This window comes from Acinetobacter sp. YH12156 (genome assembly GCF_013418235.1).
In the GTDB taxonomy this organism is placed as follows: Bacteria; Pseudomonadota; Gammaproteobacteria; order Pseudomonadales; family Moraxellaceae; genus Acinetobacter; species Acinetobacter pseudolwoffii.
The window spans coordinates 43,732-61,587 of record NZ_VPCL01000007.1 but is presented as its reverse complement, the minus strand read 5'-3'; the positions used below and the strand labels follow the sequence as shown (position 1 = coordinate 61,587).

Annotated in this window: 19 protein-coding genes and 1 pseudogene; 10 read left to right on the top strand and 10 right to left on the bottom strand. The window is 43.7% G+C overall.

Features of this window, described 5'->3' with window-relative positions; genetic code table 11:
• Nucleotides 1-85: 85 nt before the first annotated feature.
• Together FTU87_RS08105 and FTU87_RS08100 are read right to left on the bottom strand one after the other, a co-directional pair.
• A complete protein-coding gene (locus FTU87_RS08105; protein WP_005097747.1) occupies nt 86-697 on the bottom strand; it encodes a LysE family translocator in 612 nt (203 codons plus the stop codon).
• 46 nt (nt 698-743) lie between these two features.
• Nucleotides 744-1,229 (bottom strand): DUF1289 domain-containing protein, encoded by a 486-nt coding sequence (locus tag FTU87_RS08100; protein WP_035337988.1) that lies wholly within the window; start codon nt 1,227-1,229, stop codon nt 744-746.
• Nucleotides 1,230-1,427: 198 nt separating this feature from the next.
• Here FTU87_RS08100 and FTU87_RS08095 point away from each other — a divergent pair, with 198 nt between their 5' ends.
• The 4 genes from FTU87_RS08095 to FTU87_RS08080 all read left to right on the top strand — a co-directional run bounded on the left by FTU87_RS08095 (nt 1,428) and on the right by FTU87_RS08080 (nt 4,006).
• Nucleotides 1,428-2,360 (top strand): rhodanese-related sulfurtransferase, encoded by a 933-nt coding sequence (locus FTU87_RS08095; RefSeq protein ID WP_005097749.1) that lies wholly within the window; start codon nt 1,428-1,430, stop codon nt 2,358-2,360.
• Nucleotides 2,361-2,566: 206 nt separating this feature from the next.
• The gene (locus tag FTU87_RS08090; protein WP_005097750.1) at nt 2,567-2,845 is read left to right on the top strand and encodes a hypothetical protein; all 279 of its coding nucleotides are present in this window, start codon (nt 2,567-2,569) and stop codon (nt 2,843-2,845) included.
• A gap of 87 nt (nt 2,846-2,932) precedes the next feature.
• A complete protein-coding gene (locus FTU87_RS08085; protein ID WP_074383408.1) occupies nt 2,933-3,550 on the top strand; it encodes a DedA family protein in 618 nt (205 codons plus the stop codon).
• 30 nt (nt 3,551-3,580) lie between these two features.
• A complete protein-coding gene (locus FTU87_RS08080; RefSeq protein WP_074383409.1) occupies nt 3,581-4,006 on the top strand; it encodes an ABZJ_00895 family protein in 426 nt (141 codons plus the stop codon).
• 67 nt (nt 4,007-4,073) lie between these two features.
• Here FTU87_RS08080 and FTU87_RS08075 read toward each other — a convergent pair whose 3' ends face one another.
• A complete protein-coding gene (locus FTU87_RS08075; protein WP_005169813.1) occupies nt 4,074-4,598 on the bottom strand; it encodes a YecA family protein in 525 nt (174 codons plus the stop codon).
• Between the two features lie 71 nt (nt 4,599-4,669).
• A complete protein-coding gene (locus FTU87_RS08070; RefSeq protein WP_005169810.1) occupies nt 4,670-4,876 on the bottom strand; it encodes a PA3496 family putative envelope integrity protein in 207 nt (68 codons plus the stop codon).
• Between the two features lie 346 nt (nt 4,877-5,222).
• Here FTU87_RS08070 and rpoD point away from each other — a divergent pair, with 346 nt between their 5' ends.
• The 6 genes from rpoD to FTU87_RS08040 all read left to right on the top strand — a co-directional run bounded on the left by rpoD (nt 5,223) and on the right by FTU87_RS08040 (nt 11,840).
• Nucleotides 5,223-7,157 (top strand): RNA polymerase sigma factor RpoD, encoded by a 1,935-nt coding sequence (gene rpoD, locus FTU87_RS08065; protein WP_225554192.1) that lies wholly within the window; start codon nt 5,223-5,225, stop codon nt 7,155-7,157.
• Nucleotides 7,158-7,285: 128 nt separating this feature from the next.
• Nucleotides 7,286-7,573 (top strand): YbeD family protein, encoded by a 288-nt coding sequence (locus FTU87_RS08060; RefSeq protein ID WP_180096969.1) that lies wholly within the window; start codon nt 7,286-7,288, stop codon nt 7,571-7,573.
• 153 nt (nt 7,574-7,726) lie between these two features.
• A complete protein-coding gene (gene lipB / locus FTU87_RS08055; RefSeq protein ID WP_180096962.1) occupies nt 7,727-8,386 on the top strand; it encodes a lipoyl(octanoyl) transferase LipB in 660 nt (219 codons plus the stop codon).
• 74 nt (nt 8,387-8,460) lie between these two features.
• Complete coding sequence (locus tag FTU87_RS08050) at nt 8,461-8,994, top strand: hypothetical protein (RefSeq protein WP_005097759.1); 534 nt, start codon at nt 8,461-8,463, stop codon at nt 8,992-8,994.
• Between the two features lies 1 nt (nt 8,995).
• The gene (locus FTU87_RS08045; protein WP_180096961.1) at nt 8,996-10,180 is read left to right on the top strand and encodes an iron-containing alcohol dehydrogenase; all 1,185 of its coding nucleotides are present in this window, start codon (nt 8,996-8,998) and stop codon (nt 10,178-10,180) included.
• Between the two features lie 265 nt (nt 10,181-10,445).
• Complete coding sequence (locus FTU87_RS08040) at nt 10,446-11,840, top strand: APC family permease (RefSeq protein ID WP_005097762.1); 1,395 nt, start codon at nt 10,446-10,448, stop codon at nt 11,838-11,840.
• A 61-nt stretch (nt 11,841-11,901) separates the two neighbouring features.
• Here FTU87_RS08040 and FTU87_RS08035 read toward each other — a convergent pair whose 3' ends face one another.
• The 6 genes and pseudogenes from FTU87_RS08035 to lolA form a co-directional block, all read right to left on the bottom strand.
• A complete protein-coding gene (locus FTU87_RS08035; RefSeq protein WP_218944851.1) occupies nt 11,902-12,297 on the bottom strand; it encodes a hypothetical protein in 396 nt (131 codons plus the stop codon).
• A 139-nt stretch (nt 12,298-12,436) separates the two neighbouring features.
• Nucleotides 12,437-12,913, bottom strand: a complete 477-nt coding sequence (locus tag FTU87_RS08030) for a tRNA (cytidine(34)-2'-O)-methyltransferase (protein ID WP_180096960.1) — start codon at nt 12,911-12,913, stop codon at nt 12,437-12,439.
• Nucleotides 12,914-13,328: 415 nt separating this feature from the next.
• Complete coding sequence (gene cysG / locus FTU87_RS08025) at nt 13,329-14,711, bottom strand: siroheme synthase CysG (RefSeq protein WP_100534875.1); 1,383 nt, start codon at nt 14,709-14,711, stop codon at nt 13,329-13,331.
• 73 nt (nt 14,712-14,784) lie between these two features.
• Nucleotides 14,785-16,056, bottom strand: a complete 1,272-nt coding sequence (gene serS, locus FTU87_RS08020; protein ID WP_180096959.1) for a serine--tRNA ligase — start codon at nt 16,054-16,056, stop codon at nt 14,785-14,787.
• 100 nt (nt 16,057-16,156) lie between these two features.
• Nucleotides 16,157-16,918: pseudogene (locus tag FTU87_RS08015) on the bottom strand (RsiV family protein).
• A gap of 169 nt (nt 16,919-17,087) precedes the next feature.
• Nucleotides 17,088-17,783 carry an outer membrane lipoprotein chaperone LolA gene (lolA, locus tag FTU87_RS08010; protein ID WP_005169792.1) on the bottom strand — a complete coding sequence of 232 codons (696 nt, stop codon included), beginning with the start codon at nt 17,781-17,783 and terminating at the stop codon, nt 17,088-17,090.
• Between the last annotated feature and the right edge of the window lie 73 nt (nt 17,784-17,856).

Here is a 17,856-nt window from a genome sequence, read left to right as displayed (position 1 = left end):
TCTGTTCAATTTTTATTTGATTTTACCTTAGCATGATTTTTAGCGCATATGCCAGGCAGGAACCTTACAACTGTGCAGTACTTTTTTAAATCAGGATCTGATAAATGCCGTAAAGAGCAATGATCAGCAGAATGAGACCACACAAGGCCAGCAAATGCGGATACAACCGAGAACGGGATAAACGGTTAAAACCCAAATACACCACCGACAGGGTCAGGAAATCCAGTACGATCCAGCTCAAGGTTAAGATTATGAGACTCAAATCGAGATCAGATGTAATACCAATAAACTGCGGGAAAAAAGCCGCAAAGAAAATAATATCTTTGGGATTGGAAATACCGACCAGAAAACCCTGCTGAAAGCCGCCACGTACCGGAGATAACTTCTTTTGAGTTGACTCTGCTTGCTGGAAAATCACCTCCCGAAATATTTGCAGCCCCAGATAACCAATATACAGACAACCCAGCAACTTGATGGCATCCAGCCACTGTTCATTAATGACCAGCAAGCCTTTCAGGCTTAATATCGATAAAGCAATCAATATCAATGAAGCGAAATTGGTGCCAAAAATAGTTCTTAAAGCCGCAGCATAACCGCCTTTTAGACCGGCACTGGCCACCAGCAACATCACCGGACCAGGCGTGGCGATCATTACCACAACAGCCAGACAATACAAGAGATACTCACTGATATTCATGCTTTTCCCTCAGCTGTTGTTATTTTTCTGCATAAAAAAAGAGGACTTATTCCTCTTCCTGCAGATGAATCAGATGCTGACTAATGCCATCCGCCCGCAGAAAAGCCAGATCATAACTGGCAGTGGCCAAAGCCAGAATCCGGCGCTCAAACTCATCCCAGAGTGGACGTACCTGCTTATAATGAATCCCCAAACCACTATCATCGGTAAAATGCCGATTTTTTTCACAGAGCTTTAAAGCATGATACAGCTTACGTCCTTTGGAGGCATCGTCACGTAAACGTACCCGTTTTGACAGCACAAAGGCTTGAACCTTGACGATATCTGCATGTGGCAACAACGGCACTAAAATCTGATCCAGCTGTGCATCCAGACGCCGCCATACGGCATGATGTTGATCAGCGCCATAAGTGTTCCAGTGAATCACCTCATGATTGAAACGGCGGCAACCACGACATACCGCATCACCAAATACGGTCGAGCAACGCCCAGCACACGGGGTTAAAGACGCAATACGACGATCTGAACTCAAAACACACTCCAAAGATACTACAACTTCCAGTACCTGCATCACTGCATAAAACTTTACAAAATTCCGGGTCGGGCATGACTATACACGCTCTCCCCCATGAATTGAAGCCTGTTAAAAGGCAAGTGTTTTACTCGCTTATTCACTCGAATCACGCTAAAATATGCGCCTTTAAATTATCATGCTACGTTGGAGTATTCCATGAACGCTACTGTAGAACAGCTTGCACCTGTAGAACAGCAAGCGACCTCAGGTTGGGTTGTTGCCGCACTTTATCAATTCAAAGAAGTTCAAGATCCTGCCGATCTTCAACAACGTCTTTTAGACTTGGTAAAAACAATCAACCTTTGTGGAACACTCATTGTAGCGGGTGAAGGGATTAACGGTACGGTTGCAGGTGACCGTGCATCGATTGATCAAATTCACCAGTTCCTTCTCAATGAAGGCTTTGTTGAGATGGAATATAAAGAGTCAGACAGCTCTGACAAGCCATTTCGTAAAATGAAAATTAAATTAAAAAAAGAAATCGTGACTTTAGGAGTAGAAGTGAAACCACGTGATCTGGTCGGTCACTATCTTGATCCTCAGGAATGGAATGAACTGATTGCGCGTGATGACGTGATTCTGGTTGATACCCGTAACGATTACGAATACAAAGCAGGAACGTTCAAAGGCGCGATTGACCCGAAAACTGAAAGCTTCCGTGAATTCCCTGAATATGTGAAAAATAATCTGGAACAGCACAAAGACAAGAAAATTGCCATGTTCTGTACCGGTGGTATTCGCTGTGAAAAATCAACCTCTCTGCTTCTGCAAGAAGGTTTTACAGAGGTGTATCACCTGAAAGGCGGTATTTTAAAATACCTGGAAGAAACTCCGGCTGAAGAAAGTATGTGGGAAGGCGAATGCTTCGTATTTGATGGCCGTACAGCAGTAACACACGGTGTCGAAGAAGGTCAAAACACCAAATGCCATGCCTGTGGCTGGCCTTTGCTTCCTGAAGAAGTGGCGCTGCCAAGTTATGAACATGGTGTCTCTTGCGTGTACTGCATTGACAAGACCACAGAGAAACAAAAAGACGGTTTCCGTATGCGTCAGTCCCAAATTCTGGCAGCAAAACGTAAACGTCTCTAAGCCAGCCGCTTTGTAAGAAAATATATAAAAACCCTCTTCGGAGGGTTTTTTATTTACATAAAAATTACAACAGTAATAAAACTCTCACCAATTCATTACCAAGAACCTTATTTTTTTCCAAGCAAGATTGCTAGTCTATTGAAAAGTCTATCTTAAGCCAAGTCTTTCATTATTAACTTAAATTTTAAAATGAAAAGGAATATAACATGACCAGTTCACTTGCTCGAGATCCAGATAATCTGGTTCAGTTTCAACCCAAAGAGAATATAAAACAACAACGACTTCATCAGGTTAATGACGAGCTTGAGAGCCAGTCACATGTGTTTGTGGTCATCTTGGGAACTGTGATTGGCGCGATTTTAGCGCTGTTTATTGGTTATCATCTTAATACCAGTGTCATTCATTTTATGCTGCTGAGTGTTTTACCTGTCTGTTTGGCCTATGGCTTACGCAAAGTCTATATTTATACGCTGACACATAGCTGATTCTGCCTGCTCATTTATATTCCAAGACTTTACCGCATAAAAAATACTGCTTAGGATACAGGCAGTATTTTTTATTTTGACCATCTTATGAATTTAACTGAATGGATTATTTCCGTCATGGAACAACTGGGCTACTGGGGTATTGCCCTGCTCATGTTTCTGGATAATGTCTTCCCACCCATCCCTTCCGAAATCATTATGCCTTCTGCGGGCTATTCGGCCTCTCAGGGCGAGTTAATACTGGTCGGGGTGATCATGGCCGGTTGCATTGGCTCATTACTAGCAGCAGCCTTGCTGTACTGGGTGGGTTATAAATTCAATCACGATTCCATTTTCAAGTTTGTCGACCGTTATGGCAAATATCTGTTTATCAAATCCAATGATGTGAAAAAATCACTGAGCTGGTTTGAACATTATGGACATCGGATTGTGTTTTTTGGCCGCATGGTTCCTGCCGTCCGCTCACTGATCAGCATTCCTGCCGGCATGAGCCGTATGCCCTTCTGGAAATTCATGTTCTATAGCACACTCGGAACCATCATCTGGACCACGTTTTTGGCCTGTGTCGGATTTTACTTTGGTGAAAACCAAGAGTTGATGCAGCAAATTTTCAGTAAAGTCAGTTATGTGATTATTGCGATTGTTATAGTCATTATTGCCTGGGTTATCTACCGTAGACAGCAGCGTAAAAATCGTCCATCCTGAATAGACCTCAGCATGAAGGAGGCTAAAACGATGTCGCACTATCTTAAATATTTTGCCACCGTTTATCTTAGCTTGGTTCTATTCGTGGGCGTACTCATTTATGTATTCAATCTGGGCGCGATTCTCCTGATCCCGGCCCTGATCGCGTCGGCCTTTCTCAGTGCCCGATACTTTGTGAAGAGAGAACAACGTTTACCCAGCAAGGAAGAGAAAAGCAAACTGGTATGGGGTTCTACCATCATTGCGATTACATTTGGGTTTATTTTTATATTTGTTGTGATCTGGATGCATCCACAGACTGAAGCCATCTTCAACAACATGGCTTATACCGGAAGGGGCCCGAATTCATTTCTGATGGCCGCTGTGATTGCGGTACATGGTTTGATCTTTCATATTGCCTATAATGGCTATGCCCGCTACAGTCTGAGCAAACGGGTCGGTATTGAAAGAAAATAAAATCCCTTCGATGCTTTGATAAAAGTCCAAAGCTAAAAAAAGCACCGTGCGGTGCTTTTTTTATGAATTATTCTGGAGTGTGATACATCAGATACAATTCATTTAAGTTGTCTGGAATTTCTTCTGCAAGTTCGTCCATTAACTGGCCATTGCGACGGAAAGTTTCCATTTGCGGATCTTCATCATCAATGCCGCTGAAGACCATGATTGGCAGAGTTAAATCTACCAGTTGCTCTTCAAATTCTTCAGTAAACCAAGCTTCTTCGTTCAGGAACATGGCATCGACAAAGCCCACACTCCAGTCACCCAAGCTTGATTCGGTGTCTGCTTCTTCAATTTCAAATGGGAATGTAATCCCTTCTTCATTGGCTAAGCTTTGACGGATAGACTCTAACCATGCTTGTACCTGAGTGATGATTTCTGCAGGCACTTTCTTTTGATTGCTATCAAAAAGCTCGTCTAACCATTTGTCGAATTTTGGGCCTACTGCAATAGCACATAAGAAACCATGGGTTGCTGCGAAATCTAGACCATGTTCATTTTGGTCACCATCTAGATATTCACTCAACAGGTCTAAATCTAAAGCACTCATCTAACATCCAAACTTAGAAAACCGAAAGGTTTAGCATAGCATTTATTCAGGCCATGCTAAATCCGAATTCGTTAATCTTCGTCATCAAAATCGTCATCATCGTCGAAGTCATAGTCAAAATCTTTGAGTTCGCGTTCCAAGCGACGTTGTGAAAGTAAATCATCAATCAGACGACGTTTTTCCAACGACTCTTTAGCGCTCAGCTTGCTGGAAGCTTCATCGAAATTAACATCATCCTCACCGAAGCTATCATCTAGTTCAAAATCTGTAGAAGACACTAAAACTTCCTCATAGTGAAAAATGTAAATGGTTTTAGCGCTATTTATCTTGCCTAAAACCACAAGTCAAGTTTTATTTAAATTTTCGTATTTTAAAGTTGTAAATAGGGCTTTTTTTTAAGGACATTGTGTGACATGATATAATCCACCCTGCGTCCTTATGTTTTTTGACTACACATTTTTTGGTCAAATACACAGATGCCGGGGTTGGACTTGAAAATAACAAATTCATCCCCATCTTAAATTACTGAATTTCATTTTAAATATTTTATCAGACAGCTTGAACGCTGAATACTCTGATGAAATACGTAGGCTATTCACTAAATTTAATGAGCTTAAATCGTGCATAAGTTGTACGGTTTTTCCTGTCACAGATTCAACGAAGAGTAAGCAAAAGATGAGCGATATGACTTCCCCTACTTCACAAGTAGCGGCTCTGATTAGCCGAGGCAAAGAACAAGGTTACTTAACCTTCGCTGAGGTTAACGATCATCTGCCGGACTCCATCACAGAAAGCGAGCAGATTGAAGATATCATTCAGATGCTGAATGACGTGGGTATTCCTGTACATGATCGCGCGCCTGAATCTGATGATACGATGTTCGAAGATACTACAGAAGCTGCCGATGAAGTTGCAGAAGAAGAAGCTGCAGCCGTACTGGCCTCTGTAGAAAATGAGCCAGGTCGTACAACTGACCCTGTGCGTATGTATATGCGTGAAATGGGTACCGTTGAGCTTTTAACCCGTGAAGGCGAAATTAGCATTGCAAAGCGCATCGAAGAAGGTATTCGTGATGTTTTGCACTCGATTGCTTACTGGCCCAATGCGGTAGAAGTTGTACTCCAAGAATATAAAGATTATGAAGCGGGCGAACGCCGTCTTGCTGACCTGTTATCGGGTTATTTAGATCCTGAATCAGACGAAGAAATTCCTGAAGTACTCGAAGAAGAAGTCGAGATCGCTGAAGACAAGACTGATTCGAAAAAATCGACCAAAGATGTAAAACTGGACGATGATGAAGAGGAAGAAGCTGAAACTGAAGATGATTCAGAAGCTGATTCTGGTCCAGATCCTGAAATTGCCAAAGCGCGCTTCACTGAACTTGAAAATGCATGGTTGAATACCAAAACAGCCATCGAAAAACATGGTCGTGACAGCGAAGAATCTGAAGCTGCGCTGGAAGCACTGGCGACCGTATTCATGATGTTCAAATTCACGCCGCGTCTATTCGATATCATTTCAGAAATGATTCGTGGTACGCATGACCAGATCCGTGGTGCAGAACGTGAAGTGATGCGTTATGCCGTGCGCCGTGGTCGTATGGATCGTACCCAGTTCCGTACTTCTTTCCCGGGACAGGAATCGAATCCAGCCTGGTTAGATGAACAGATCGCGAAAACACCTGCAGACCAGAAAGCCTATCTGGAAAAAGTACGTCCCGATGTATTGGCCTTCCAGCAAAAGATTGCCGATATTGAAAAAGAGTTGGGTCTTGATGTTAAAGGCATTAAAGACATTGCCAAACGCATGGCCGTTGGTGAAGCCAAGGCACGTCGCGCCAAGAAAGAAATGGTCGAAGCCAACTTGCGTCTGGTGATTTCAATTGCGAAAAAATACACTAACCGCGGCTTGCAGTTCCTGGATCTGATTCAGGAAGGTAACATTGGCTTGATGAAAGCGGTGGACAAGTTTGAATATCGTCGTGGTTATAAATTCTCGACTTATGCAACCTGGTGGATTCGTCAGGCGATCACCCGTTCAATCGCCGATCAGGCACGTACCATTCGTATTCCGGTGCACATGATCGAGACCATCAACAAGATCAATCGTGTATCGCGTCAGCTTCTTCAAGAAATGGGGCGTGAACCGACACCTGAAGAGTTGGGCGAACGTCTGGAAATGGATGAAGTCAAAGTACGTAAAGTGCTAAAAATCGCCAAAGAACCGATTTCGATGGAAACACCGATCGGTGATGATGAAGATTCGCATCTGGGTGACTTCATTGAAGACAGCAACATCACGTCACCAATTGATGCTGCGACTTCAGAAGGCCTGAAAGAAGCGACACGCGAAGTTCTGGAAAACCTGACTGAACGTGAAGCCAAAGTTCTGAAAATGCGTTTTGGTATCGACATGCCGACCGACCACACCTTGGAAGAAGTGGGCAAACAGTTTGATGTGACACGTGAACGTATTCGTCAGATTGAAGCTAAAGCGTTACGCAAGCTTCGCCATCCATCACGTTCAGAGCACTTACGTTCATTCCTTGAGAATGACTAAGCGCTTCATCGGATCATTCTGGCTTGAATATGCGGGAAACTCCCCCATAATATGAACCAGTAATACATAGACCAAAATACCTGCAACTTGCAGGTATTTTTCATCAAGAGGTGTCCGCTATGACCGACATGACAAATCGCCTGCCATCACGCGAATTACAAGAACATCTTTGGGTGTTCCCGATGGACTATCCTATCAAGCTGATTGGTCTGGCTGGTGCAGAACTGCATCAGGCTGTGCATGATATTATTGTCAAGCATTTTCCTGACTTTGACACCAACAGCATGACGGTAACACCTTCACGTACCGGTAAATATCATTCCATTACTGCACAGCTTCGTTTTGAAGAAGTTGAACAAGTGCATGCCATCTATGCCGACTTGGCAGCCTGCCCGCTGATCAAGACTGCACTTTAAGATCAAACTGCTTCGGTATAAAAACACGCTGACTGGCGTGTTTTTTTATGCCCATCTATTTATCCTGATCAATTTAACTGGATAGCACCCTATCCGCTTATGAAATCATTATAATGATCCATTGTATGATTCACTTTGCTAAGGACACGCCCTGTGACTGATGCGGTTCAAAAACCTGCTTTGATTATCCGTCAATATAATGACCTGACCCCCTATGAAGAGCGTTTTCTGGAAATGAAAAGCCTGACAGAAAACCGTGATGAACACACCCCGGATGAATTGTGGATTTTGCAGCATCATGATGTACTGACCCAAGGTCAGGCCGGTAAACCGGAACATATCTTGATTCCCAGCCATATTCCGGTCATTCAGACCGACCGCGGTGGTCAAGTGACCTGGCATGGTCCTGGTCAGCTTGTCGCCTATTTTATGTTTGATCTGAACCGCTTGGGCTGGAATGTACGTACCTTGGTGTCTTATGCCGAAAACCTGATGATCGAACTCTTACAAAAATATAAGATCAAAGCCTATGCCAAACCAGATGCACCTGGCGTCTATGTCAATGAACGTAAAATCGGCTCACTGGGTTTTAAAATTCGTAAAGGACGCAGCTATCATGGTCTTGCGCTGAATATTGATTGCGATCTGAGCGGTTTTCACACCATTAATCCGTGCGGCTATGCAGGACTGGAAATGGTACGTATCCATGATTTAGTCAACAACCCGCCGAAATTTGCAGACTTATGTCTTGAGATCATTGAAACTTTAAAAAACAGCGGTTACTTTAAAGACGTGACCGTCGAGCAAAGATAAAGCCTTTGCATTTTAATAACAAATAAATTAGAGTATTTACTCTAAACCAATAATATTGAGATAGGGATCATCACGTGATTGCAACTAAATCCGTAAAACCCGCTTTGCAGCTTGCCTATGTCAAACTCATGATGGATGTGATTGGCCGCGGTCTGGTCATGGCAAGTCAGGTGGATGAAGAAATCAAACAGGAAGTTGCCCAATTTCCAGTCCATTTCACTCTTTCCATGAAAGTCTTTCCGCATGGCCCAGCCTTTGTGGCGCGGGTCACTGAGGACAAGCAATTGGAACTGGTGAAAAATCTGGAAAAAGCACCTGATCTGACTATTACCTTTAAACATCTGCACCATGCTTTTTTAGTTTTTTCCTTTCAGGAAAGCACCTCTCAAGCCTTTGCCAATGACCGCATGATTGCCGATGGCGATATTTCCAATGCCATTCGTCTGGTGCGTTGTCTAAATAAAATGGAAGCACTGATTTTGCCTAAACTGGTGGCGCAACTGGCTGTCAAAGAATATCCAAGCAATCTCAGCCTCAAAGAAAAACTAAGCGAAGCGAGCAGTATTTATCTAAAAATCGCTCAATCTTATTTAAAACGGAGTGTATAACATGGCTAAACCTTATTATGAATTTTTCTGTCCGGTCAAAGTCATTGCCGGGTATGCCGCGTTAGAACATATTCCGTTTGAACTTGCGACTTTAGGTGCAAAACGTCCACTCATCATTACCGACAAAGGTGTACGCGCCAATAATCTGCTGGCACCGATTGAAGCAGCATTTGAAATGGCGGATGCTGCAATTGTAGCCATTTTTGATGACGTACCACCCGATTCTAGCTTGGGTACAGTACGTAGTGCGGCGAAACTGTATCGTGAAAATCACTGTGATGCGATCATTGCTGTGGGCGGCGGTTCAGTCATTGATACCTCCAAAGCAACTAATATTCTGGTCTCTGAAGGCGGTGATGACCTGCTTAAATATTCTGGTGCCCATAACCTGCCTAAGCCGCTGAAGCCATTTTTTGTGATTCCAACAACTTCGGGGACAGGCTCAGAAGTCACCATGGTGGCCGTCGTCTCAGATACTGAGAAGAATGTTAAAATGCCTTTCGCATCGTATTATTTGATGCCGCATGCTGCGATTTTAGATCCGCGCATGACCCAGACTTTGCCGCCGCATTTAACCGCCATGACCGCAATGGATGCACTGACCCATGCGGTCGAAGCTTATACTTGCATGGCAGCCAATCCAATCTCAGATGCTTATGCCACCGCAGCAGTCAAGAAGATCAGTAGCCATCTATTCAATGTGCTGGATAATCCCAATGATGCGCAAGGCCGTCTGGAACTGGCTCAAGCATCGACCATGGCCGGTATTGCATTTTCTAACTCGATGGTCGGGATTGTGCATTCACTCGGTCATTCACTGGGTGCAGTGGTGCACTTGCCGCATGGTTTATGTATGAACCTGTTCCTGCCGTATGTGCTGGAATACAACAAAGAGGTCAATGGTGACAAGATTGCTGATCTGTTGCTACCTTTGGCAGGTGCCGATATTTATGCACAAACCCCCGCACATTTACGCGCAGACAAAACCATTGCCACTATTCTGACCATGCGAGATCGGATTTATAGTCTGACCAAACTGCCACGTACATTACGTGAAACCGGCAAGATTTCTGAAGCGCAGCTGGATGAAGTGGCAGAGAAAGCCCTGAACGATGGTTCCATCATTTATAACCCGAAAGAAGCCACCCTGGAAGATTTAAAATCTATCTTAAAAAAGGCTTGGTAATTACTGAAAAATAAGCCAATATAGCGAAAATTAAAGCCTGATGTTTTTTTTAGACATCAGGCTTTTATCTTGCATAAAGAAATCATTGCGTTAATTTGAATAGCATACTTTATGCACCTCAAAAGTCAAAAAAATAGCTAGCAAAAGCCCTTCTTTTCAAGTAGATTGGCGGGCTTTTATAGAAAACTGTAGGGGGGATCGTTCGTCTCAAACGATCCTTATAAATATGACTGATCCTTGATCAACGATTAAGAGGATAACGCCGTTGACTAATATCTCTGGGACTCAATCGGCAGCTAAACTGCAAAAAACGCTGGGACTCTGGCACATCATTATTATTGGTTTGGCTTATATTCAACCCATGACCTTGTTTGATACATTCGGTCTGGTATCTGAAGAAAGTAACTTCCACGTTCCCACCTCTTACATTTTTGCGCTGATTGCAATTTTGTTAACCTCTTTGAGCTATGGTCATATGATTCGTCGCTACCCTTCTTCGGGTTCGGCCTATACCTATGCGCAAAAATCCATTCACCCGAATGTGGGTTTCATGGTGGGATGGTCATCTTGGCTCGATTATTTATTGTCGCCAATGGTCAACATCATTCTTGCCGTCATTTACCTAGAAGCCCTGTTCCCTGATATCAATCATTGGGTTTGGGTCGTGGTATTGACTGCATTCATGACTGGCATCAATTTACGTGGTGCGCGCTTTGTAGCGAACTTCAACAGTATGATCGTGTTCGTGCAGTTGATTGTCATTGCCGTATTTACCTGGATGGTCTACAGCAAGTTACAGGCTGGCTTTAATGCGGATGGTCCAATCACAGCTGAGCAACGCTATCAGCTCTGGAGTCTGGAACCGTTCTGGAATGAATTAACTTCAGTAGGCGCCCTGATTACTGGTGCGACTTTACTGTGCTTCTCTTTCACTGGTTTTGACTCTTTAAGCTCGCTGGCTGAAGAAACCAAAGATACTGAAAAAACTTTGCCTAAAGCGATTTTCTTGACCGCTTTAATTGCCGGTATTATTTTCATTATCAGCACTTACTTCATGCAGATTTACTTCCCGAACAATCCAGGTTCATATTTCCAGAATATTGCTGAAACTCAGCCGGAAATTTTGATGCTGGTGGGTGGGTCCTTGTTCCAGGCTTATGTACTTGGTTTTGCAATCATTACCGTCATGGCATCTGGGATTTCTGCACATGCAGGTGTATCTCGCTTAATGTACGTCATGGGCCGTGATGGCGTGATCAACAAGAAAATCTTTGGTCATATCAGTCCGAAAAACTACACACCGTCATACAACATTATGATTGTCGGTGCTGTAGCCTTAACAGCTGGCTTCATGGATCTTGATTTTGTGATTTCACTGATCAGTTTCGGTGCATTGACGGCGTTCAGTTTCGTAAACTTGTCTGTCATTTCACGCTATGCTTTACGTGATGGTCGTACCAAAACTGCGAAAGAAATTCTGAACTTTGTAGTGGTACCACTTGCAGGTTTCATTGCAGTATTTGCCTTATGGCTCGAAGTTGATCAAACCTCATTGAAATATGGTCTGATCTGGGCATTTGGCGGTATCTTGTACCTGGGTTATAAAACCAAAGGTTTCAAGCATCCTGCACCTCAGCACAACGAATTTGACGATAAATAATATCGTTCCGGTTCAAATAAAAAAGGCGCTTTAAGCGCCTTTTTTATGTTTTTGATTTTACTTAGGATAAACGACAATCAAAACCCATTTGGGTATTGACCCGATTATTTTCATAGCCCAGTTTTTCAATGAACAGACTTCTATTCGACAATAATTTTTGCTCTTCCGGATTTAGTCTGGCTTTATTCTTGACCGCCAGCTGATACATTTCATTGACCACATCCTGAAAAATATCACAAACTTCCTGACGTTTGGTCTGCTTCAATTTACGTCCACGCCAAGTCCATTCAAAATCATCGGAATTCAGACTCTGTCCCCAGTTATCGATCCGCGCATCCAAGCGTTTTTGCATGTCAGCCAATCCTTGCTGTATTTCCGCTTGCGTAATTGGCTGAACTTGTTGCGTTTCCCCCATTACATCACTTGCTTCTTGCGCACCGAGGTGTAAAGCAGTCATTCCAATACAACAGGCCAAGGCAAATTTTAATATCGGCTTCACGCGTATATCCTTCTTATTCCAATCAGTTGTCTCTCTCTATCCTAGCAAATAAAAAAGCCACCCAAAGGCAGCTTTTCAAATTATTGTAAATTTAAGCTTAGAGCGCTTTAAAACCCTGCTGACGCCAGGCTTCATATACAATCACTGCCGTGGCATTCGAAAGGTTTAAACTACGAGAGTTCTCTGCCATCGGTAAACGAATCCAGTGCTGCTGCGGGAACATCATCCGAACATATTCAGGCAGACCACGCGTTTCCGGCCCCATCAACAATGCCACAGGACGGTTCAAGTCCGAGGTATGTGGCGTTTCAGTCCCTTTGGTGGTCAGTGGATAGACCGCATCCAGAGCAATGCCTTTGCTTGCCAGATCGGCCAGACAATCTTCGATAGTGTCCCAAATCTGCATACGTGCATATTCGTGATAATCCAGACCGGCACGTCTCAGTTTTTTATCATCCAGTTCAAAACCCAGTGGCTTGACCAGATGCAACTGTGCTCCCGTATTGGCACACAGACGAATAATATTGCCTGTATTTGCAGGAATTTCGGGCTCATATAAAACAACGTGGATCACTTATTTCTCACTTTATACATTTCATTCAGATATAGCTTTCAACTTATAGATCAAACAGCAACATCAGTGCTGTTATCTAGATACAGCTTTTTCCTGTATTCGGACCATGAGATTAATCGTCATATCCTTTTATTCAGGTGTAATTTTCGTCTTGCATTCAGACAAAGAGTATCAACTATTGCTATCCTCTTACTCAGGCACAGCCTTCGTCTTGCGGTCAAACCAAGAAACAACTTTTGCTTATCCTCTTACTCAGGCATGGCCTTCGTCTTGCGGTCAAACCAAGAAACAACTTTTGCTTATCCTCTTACTCAGGCATGGCCTTCGTCTTGCGGTCAAACCAAGAAACAACTTTTGCTTATCCTCTTACTCAGGCATAGCCTTCGTCTTGCGCTCGGGCAAAGCAGTGCTTTGCTTATCCTCGCTCATGCCATTGCAGTTGTTCACGCAAGCGAACCACTTCACCAATAATGGTTAAAGTCGGTGCCTGAATTTGATGCTCAGACACTTTGGAGGCGATGTCGGCAAGGGTTCCCACCACAACTTTTTGCTCAGGAGTCGTGCCTTTAGAGACCAGTGCCACCGGCATATCTGCGCGTTGACCATGGGCTATTAATTGCGCACAGATTCTTTCCAGTCCCACCAGTCCCATATACAGCACCAAGGTCTGGTTTTCATAGACCAGCTCACGCCAAGGCAATTCAGGCGAACCTTCTTTTAAATGACCTGTCAGGAAACGCACACTTTGTGCATAATCCCGATGCGTTAATGGAATACCGGCATAGGCGGAACAACCTGAAGCTGCGGTAATACCCGGCACCACCTGAAAAGTAATACCTGCCGCAAACAGTTCTTCAATTTCTTCGCCGCCACGCCCAAAGATGAAAGGATCACCGCCTTTCAGACGACAAACCCGCTTGCCTTCACTGGCATATTTGACCAATAAAGCATTAATCCCATCTTGTGGAACTGCATGATTGGAACGCGCCTTACCAACATAGATTTTTTCCGCATCACGGCGACACAGATCCATAATCGGTTCAGACACCAGGCGATCATAAATCACCACATCGGCTTGCTGCATCAAACGTAAAGCTTTCAGGGTCAACAGTTCTGGATCACCTGGACCTGCACCCACCAGATAGACTTCACCTTTCGGCTGTTGCCACTCTTGTAATGCTTGCTCGATCAGACGGTCTGCTTCAGCCATATTGTCATTAAACACCTGCTCTTTCAGCGGACTGGCGTACAGATCTTCCCAGAAAATACGGCGCTGATCCGGATTGACAATTTTTGCTTTAACGCGACTGCGCCATTTGCCTGAAAACTCAGCCAGCTTGCCCATGCCATGTGGAATCGTCGCTTCCAGTTGAGTCCGAATCTGGCGTGACAACACCGGCGACGTGCCATTCGATGCCACCGAAATCACCAGCGGTGAGCGGTCAATAATCGCAGGCACCATAAAACGGCAATGTGGCGGATCATCAACACTGTTGACCAGTACATTTTCAGCTTCGCACAGCTCGAAAACCTGACGATTCACATCAGCATCATCTGTTGCTGCAATCACTAAACGATAATGACGTAAAGGAATCTGTGTACTGAATGGTGCCTGATCATATTGCCCTTGAGACTGCTGAACAATCCCAAGTAAATTGGCATCAATTTCAGGGGCAATGACATGAATCACTGCTCCGGCTTTTGCTAATAATACCGCTTTACGGTAGGCAATATGTCCACCACCGACAATCAGACAAGGTTGCTGTTGCAACTTTAACGAGATTGGAAAGATATCCACGAACTACCTCAAAATTTTAAATCTGATTGTCTATGCAATTTTCATGCACATTTAGCGATGCTGATATCAAGCATTAGTCGATATAAGTCGCACCACCCATATATGGACGCAATACTTCAGGAATCTCAATCGAACCGTCTGCACGCTGATAGTTTTCCATCACTGCAAGCAAGGTACGACCAACCGCCAGACCCGAACCATTCAAGGTATGTACAAATTCAGTTTTTTTCTGGTCGGCACGGTAACGCGCTTTCATACGACGCGCCTGGAAGTCACCCATGTTTGAACATGAAGATATTTCACGATAAGTATTCTGGCTTGGCACCCAAACTTCAAGATCATAAGTCTTGGTCGCGCCAAAGCCCATATCACCGCCACAAAGGATGATCTTACGGTATGGCAGACCTAATGCTTGCAAGATACCTTCAGCATGGCCGGTTAAATCTTCCAGTGCCTGCATAGACGTTTCAGGTTTAACAATCTGAACCATTTCCACTTTGTCGAACTGGTGCTGACGAATCAGGCCACGGGTATCACGGCCATAAGACCCTGCTTCACTACGGAAACATGGGGTATGTGCTGCATATTTTAATGGCAGACGATCTGCATCAATGATTTCATCACGCACGAAGTTAGTCACTGGCACTTCAGCAGTTGGAATTAAATAGAATTCTTTTTCGCCTTGAAGTTTAAACAGATCTTCTTCAAATTTAGGCAACTGACCTGTGCCACGTAATGAATCCGCATTCACCAAATACGGTACATAAGCTTCAGTATAACCATTCTGGTCTGTATGCGTATTCAGCATGAACTGTGTCAATGCACGTTGTAAACGCGCCAATGGGCCTTTCAAAACACTGAAACGAGAACCGGTTAATTTGGTTGCGGTTTCAAATTCCAGACCGCCCATCATTTCACCGAGGTCAGTATGGTCTTTGATCTCAAAATCGAATTCACGTAGTGTACCCCATTTCAGGATTTCCACGTTATCGCTTTCGTCTTTGCCTTCAGGCACAGCTTCATCTGGCAAGTTTGGAATAGACAGTAATTTTTCTTCAAGCTCCGCTTGCAGTTCAGCCAATGCTGCTTCAGCCGCTTTGATTTCATCACCAATCGCAGACATGCGTGTCATGATTTCAGAAGCATCACCGCCTGCCTTTTTAATTTGACCGACTTGTTTTGCACCGGCATTACGTTCAGCTTGCAGTGTTTCTGTCTTGGACTGAATTTCTTTACGGCGCGCTTCTAGGGAGGCCCACTCTTCAACATTGAGTTGAACACCACGTTTTGCCAAGGCCAAATTTACAGCCTCAATATTGTTTCTGAGTAATTTCGGGTCGATCATAATCAATCTTTGCAGAAGAAAAAAACTGGCTATAGTGTAAGCTCTTAACATCAAAAAATACAGTGACTACGACCCCAGCTGTGCCTTATTAGCACAATATTTAGGAAGTCTTGGGCTGTAAAATGGCTAAATATTCAGGCCAAATCACTTCACCCAAATCTGCATAGGACACTTTTAATTCAGGCGTTCCTGCTGCTTTAGAAGTTAATTCACCTGCCGGGTACACCAACACCAGACCCGACCTGTCAAAATAATAGTTATCACTCAGTTTTAACTGCTGTGCTTGTATCCCCTGTGTGCGTAGCCATCGAGTATTGGTTCGATATATCACATTGAGTAGTTTCTACTCACCGCCCTTTAACATCAATTGATGCAAAGCCAGACGCTTTTTCTGTTTCATATCAAAATTGATATATTCCACATGTTCACTTGATGCAGTGTGATTCTTCACCAGATTGGAACTTATTAAGGCAAAAGTCGCCAGATGATCACGCTGAGCGATAAATACTACCTTGATAAAACGCTGATCCAGATAATAGGGCTCATCGGCCTTTTTAGGATTTTTCTGAGTCACTTTGGTGAATGCAACCGGCTCGGTATCCCGAATACGCGCTATAAAATATTGATCAATCCAGTCGAGATTGGTATCCACCGTTTGTAGATCGAAGCGTACACAGCCTTCTATTTCACACACCACTTTGGCCACCCCTTTGACGAGAATACTCTTGGTTTCAATCTGCACCCACGGATCTGTTTGGGTAAGCGTTGCAACTGAATTGGATGGCGGCTGACAGCCCAACATATATACAGTGATTAATAAGACAGCATAAATTTCAGCAGTTTTAAACAGATTGATCTTCATCCTGAGCTCCCAAAATTTTGCAATTTCATTGACTCGACTTTTATTTATTTTAAGATGCTCTCTTGTCTAGATATAGCTGAACCTTGTAGCCTGCTCAAAACAATCATGATAATCGGCAATAAAAAAGCAACCTGAATCGGTTGCTCTTTGGTTTACTTGATACTTCTGATTATTGATCAATAATGTCCGTACCTTTTGGCGGGGTAAAGTTAAAGGTAGAAGCCGGAATACTGCTATTCACTTTCACATTACTAAACTTAATATTTGTAGTTTGGCCAAGTGAATCCTGCAAGATCATCAAGCTAGGTGCCTTGTTTGCACCAAAACTGATGGTCAGGCTCTCAAAGACACCATCGGTATTTTTAGGATACAGTGTGTAATAGGTTTTCCCCTTATTCGGCTGAGTGACCCGGTAAGACTGCATAATCTGACTGGTATTTCCTGACAGAAGCAAAGCCGGTGTATTGGCAACTTGCTCATCCAGATTTTGACGAACCGCTTGCTGCAAATCCGGATCATAAATCCATACTGTTTTACCAGTCGTTGTAATGGTTTGCTTCGATGGTGCGGTCGTTTCCCAATAGAATTTACCCGGACGCTCGACTTTCATCACCCCTTTAAAGGTTTGATTCATATGTTGTGCGCTCAAGCCTTTTTTCTGGGTTGCTCTCGGATTGGTCACCTTGGTGCTTTGCTCAAAATTTGCCGTCATGCTACGTACATAATTCAGCTGCTTCACCAGACTGGCAGTTGCCTGTTGCTCCGACGCTGCCACAGGTGCAGCAAACACGGTTGTACTCATCACCGGTGCTAAAGTCACTGCACCCAGAGCCATAGCACAGACGGTTTTACGAAGCATATTCATAATTTCACCTTTATATTTTGCGTCATCGCAATTTATTTGATGTCTCATCTTAAACGAAAATTAAAAGCTAAAA

Bases quoted from the DNA above. Each gene is read 5' to 3' on its own strand.
- FTU87_RS08035 (WP_218944851.1), bottom strand. From the start codon at position 12,297: ATGACTGCTTTACACCTCGGTGCGCAAGAAGCAAGTGATGTAATGGGG.
- FTU87_RS08090 (WP_005097750.1), top strand. From the start codon at position 2,567: ATGACCAGTTCACTTGCTCGAGATCCAGATAATCTGGTTCAGTTTCAA.
- FTU87_RS08075 (WP_005169813.1), bottom strand. From the start codon at position 4,598: ATGAGTGCTTTAGATTTAGACCTGTTGAGTGAATATCTAGATGGTGAC.
- lolA (WP_005169792.1), bottom strand. From the start codon at position 17,783: ATGAATATGCTTCGTAAAACCGTCTGTGCTATGGCTCTGGGTGCAGTG.
- serS (WP_180096959.1), bottom strand. From the start codon at position 16,056: ATGATCGACCCGAAATTACTCAGAAACAATATTGAGGCTGTAAATTTG.
- FTU87_RS08080 (WP_074383409.1), top strand. From the start codon at position 3,581: ATGTCGCACTATCTTAAATATTTTGCCACCGTTTATCTTAGCTTGGTT.
- FTU87_RS08095 (WP_005097749.1), top strand. From the start codon at position 1,428: ATGAACGCTACTGTAGAACAGCTTGCACCTGTAGAACAGCAAGCGACC.
- FTU87_RS08045 (WP_180096961.1), top strand. From the start codon at position 8,996: ATGGCTAAACCTTATTATGAATTTTTCTGTCCGGTCAAAGTCATTGCC.
- FTU87_RS08060 (WP_180096969.1), top strand. From the start codon at position 7,286: ATGACAAATCGCCTGCCATCACGCGAATTACAAGAACATCTTTGGGTG.
- FTU87_RS08085 (WP_074383408.1), top strand. From the start codon at position 2,933: ATGAATTTAACTGAATGGATTATTTCCGTCATGGAACAACTGGGCTAC.
- FTU87_RS08105 (WP_005097747.1), bottom strand. From the start codon at position 697: ATGAATATCAGTGAGTATCTCTTGTATTGTCTGGCTGTTGTGGTAATG.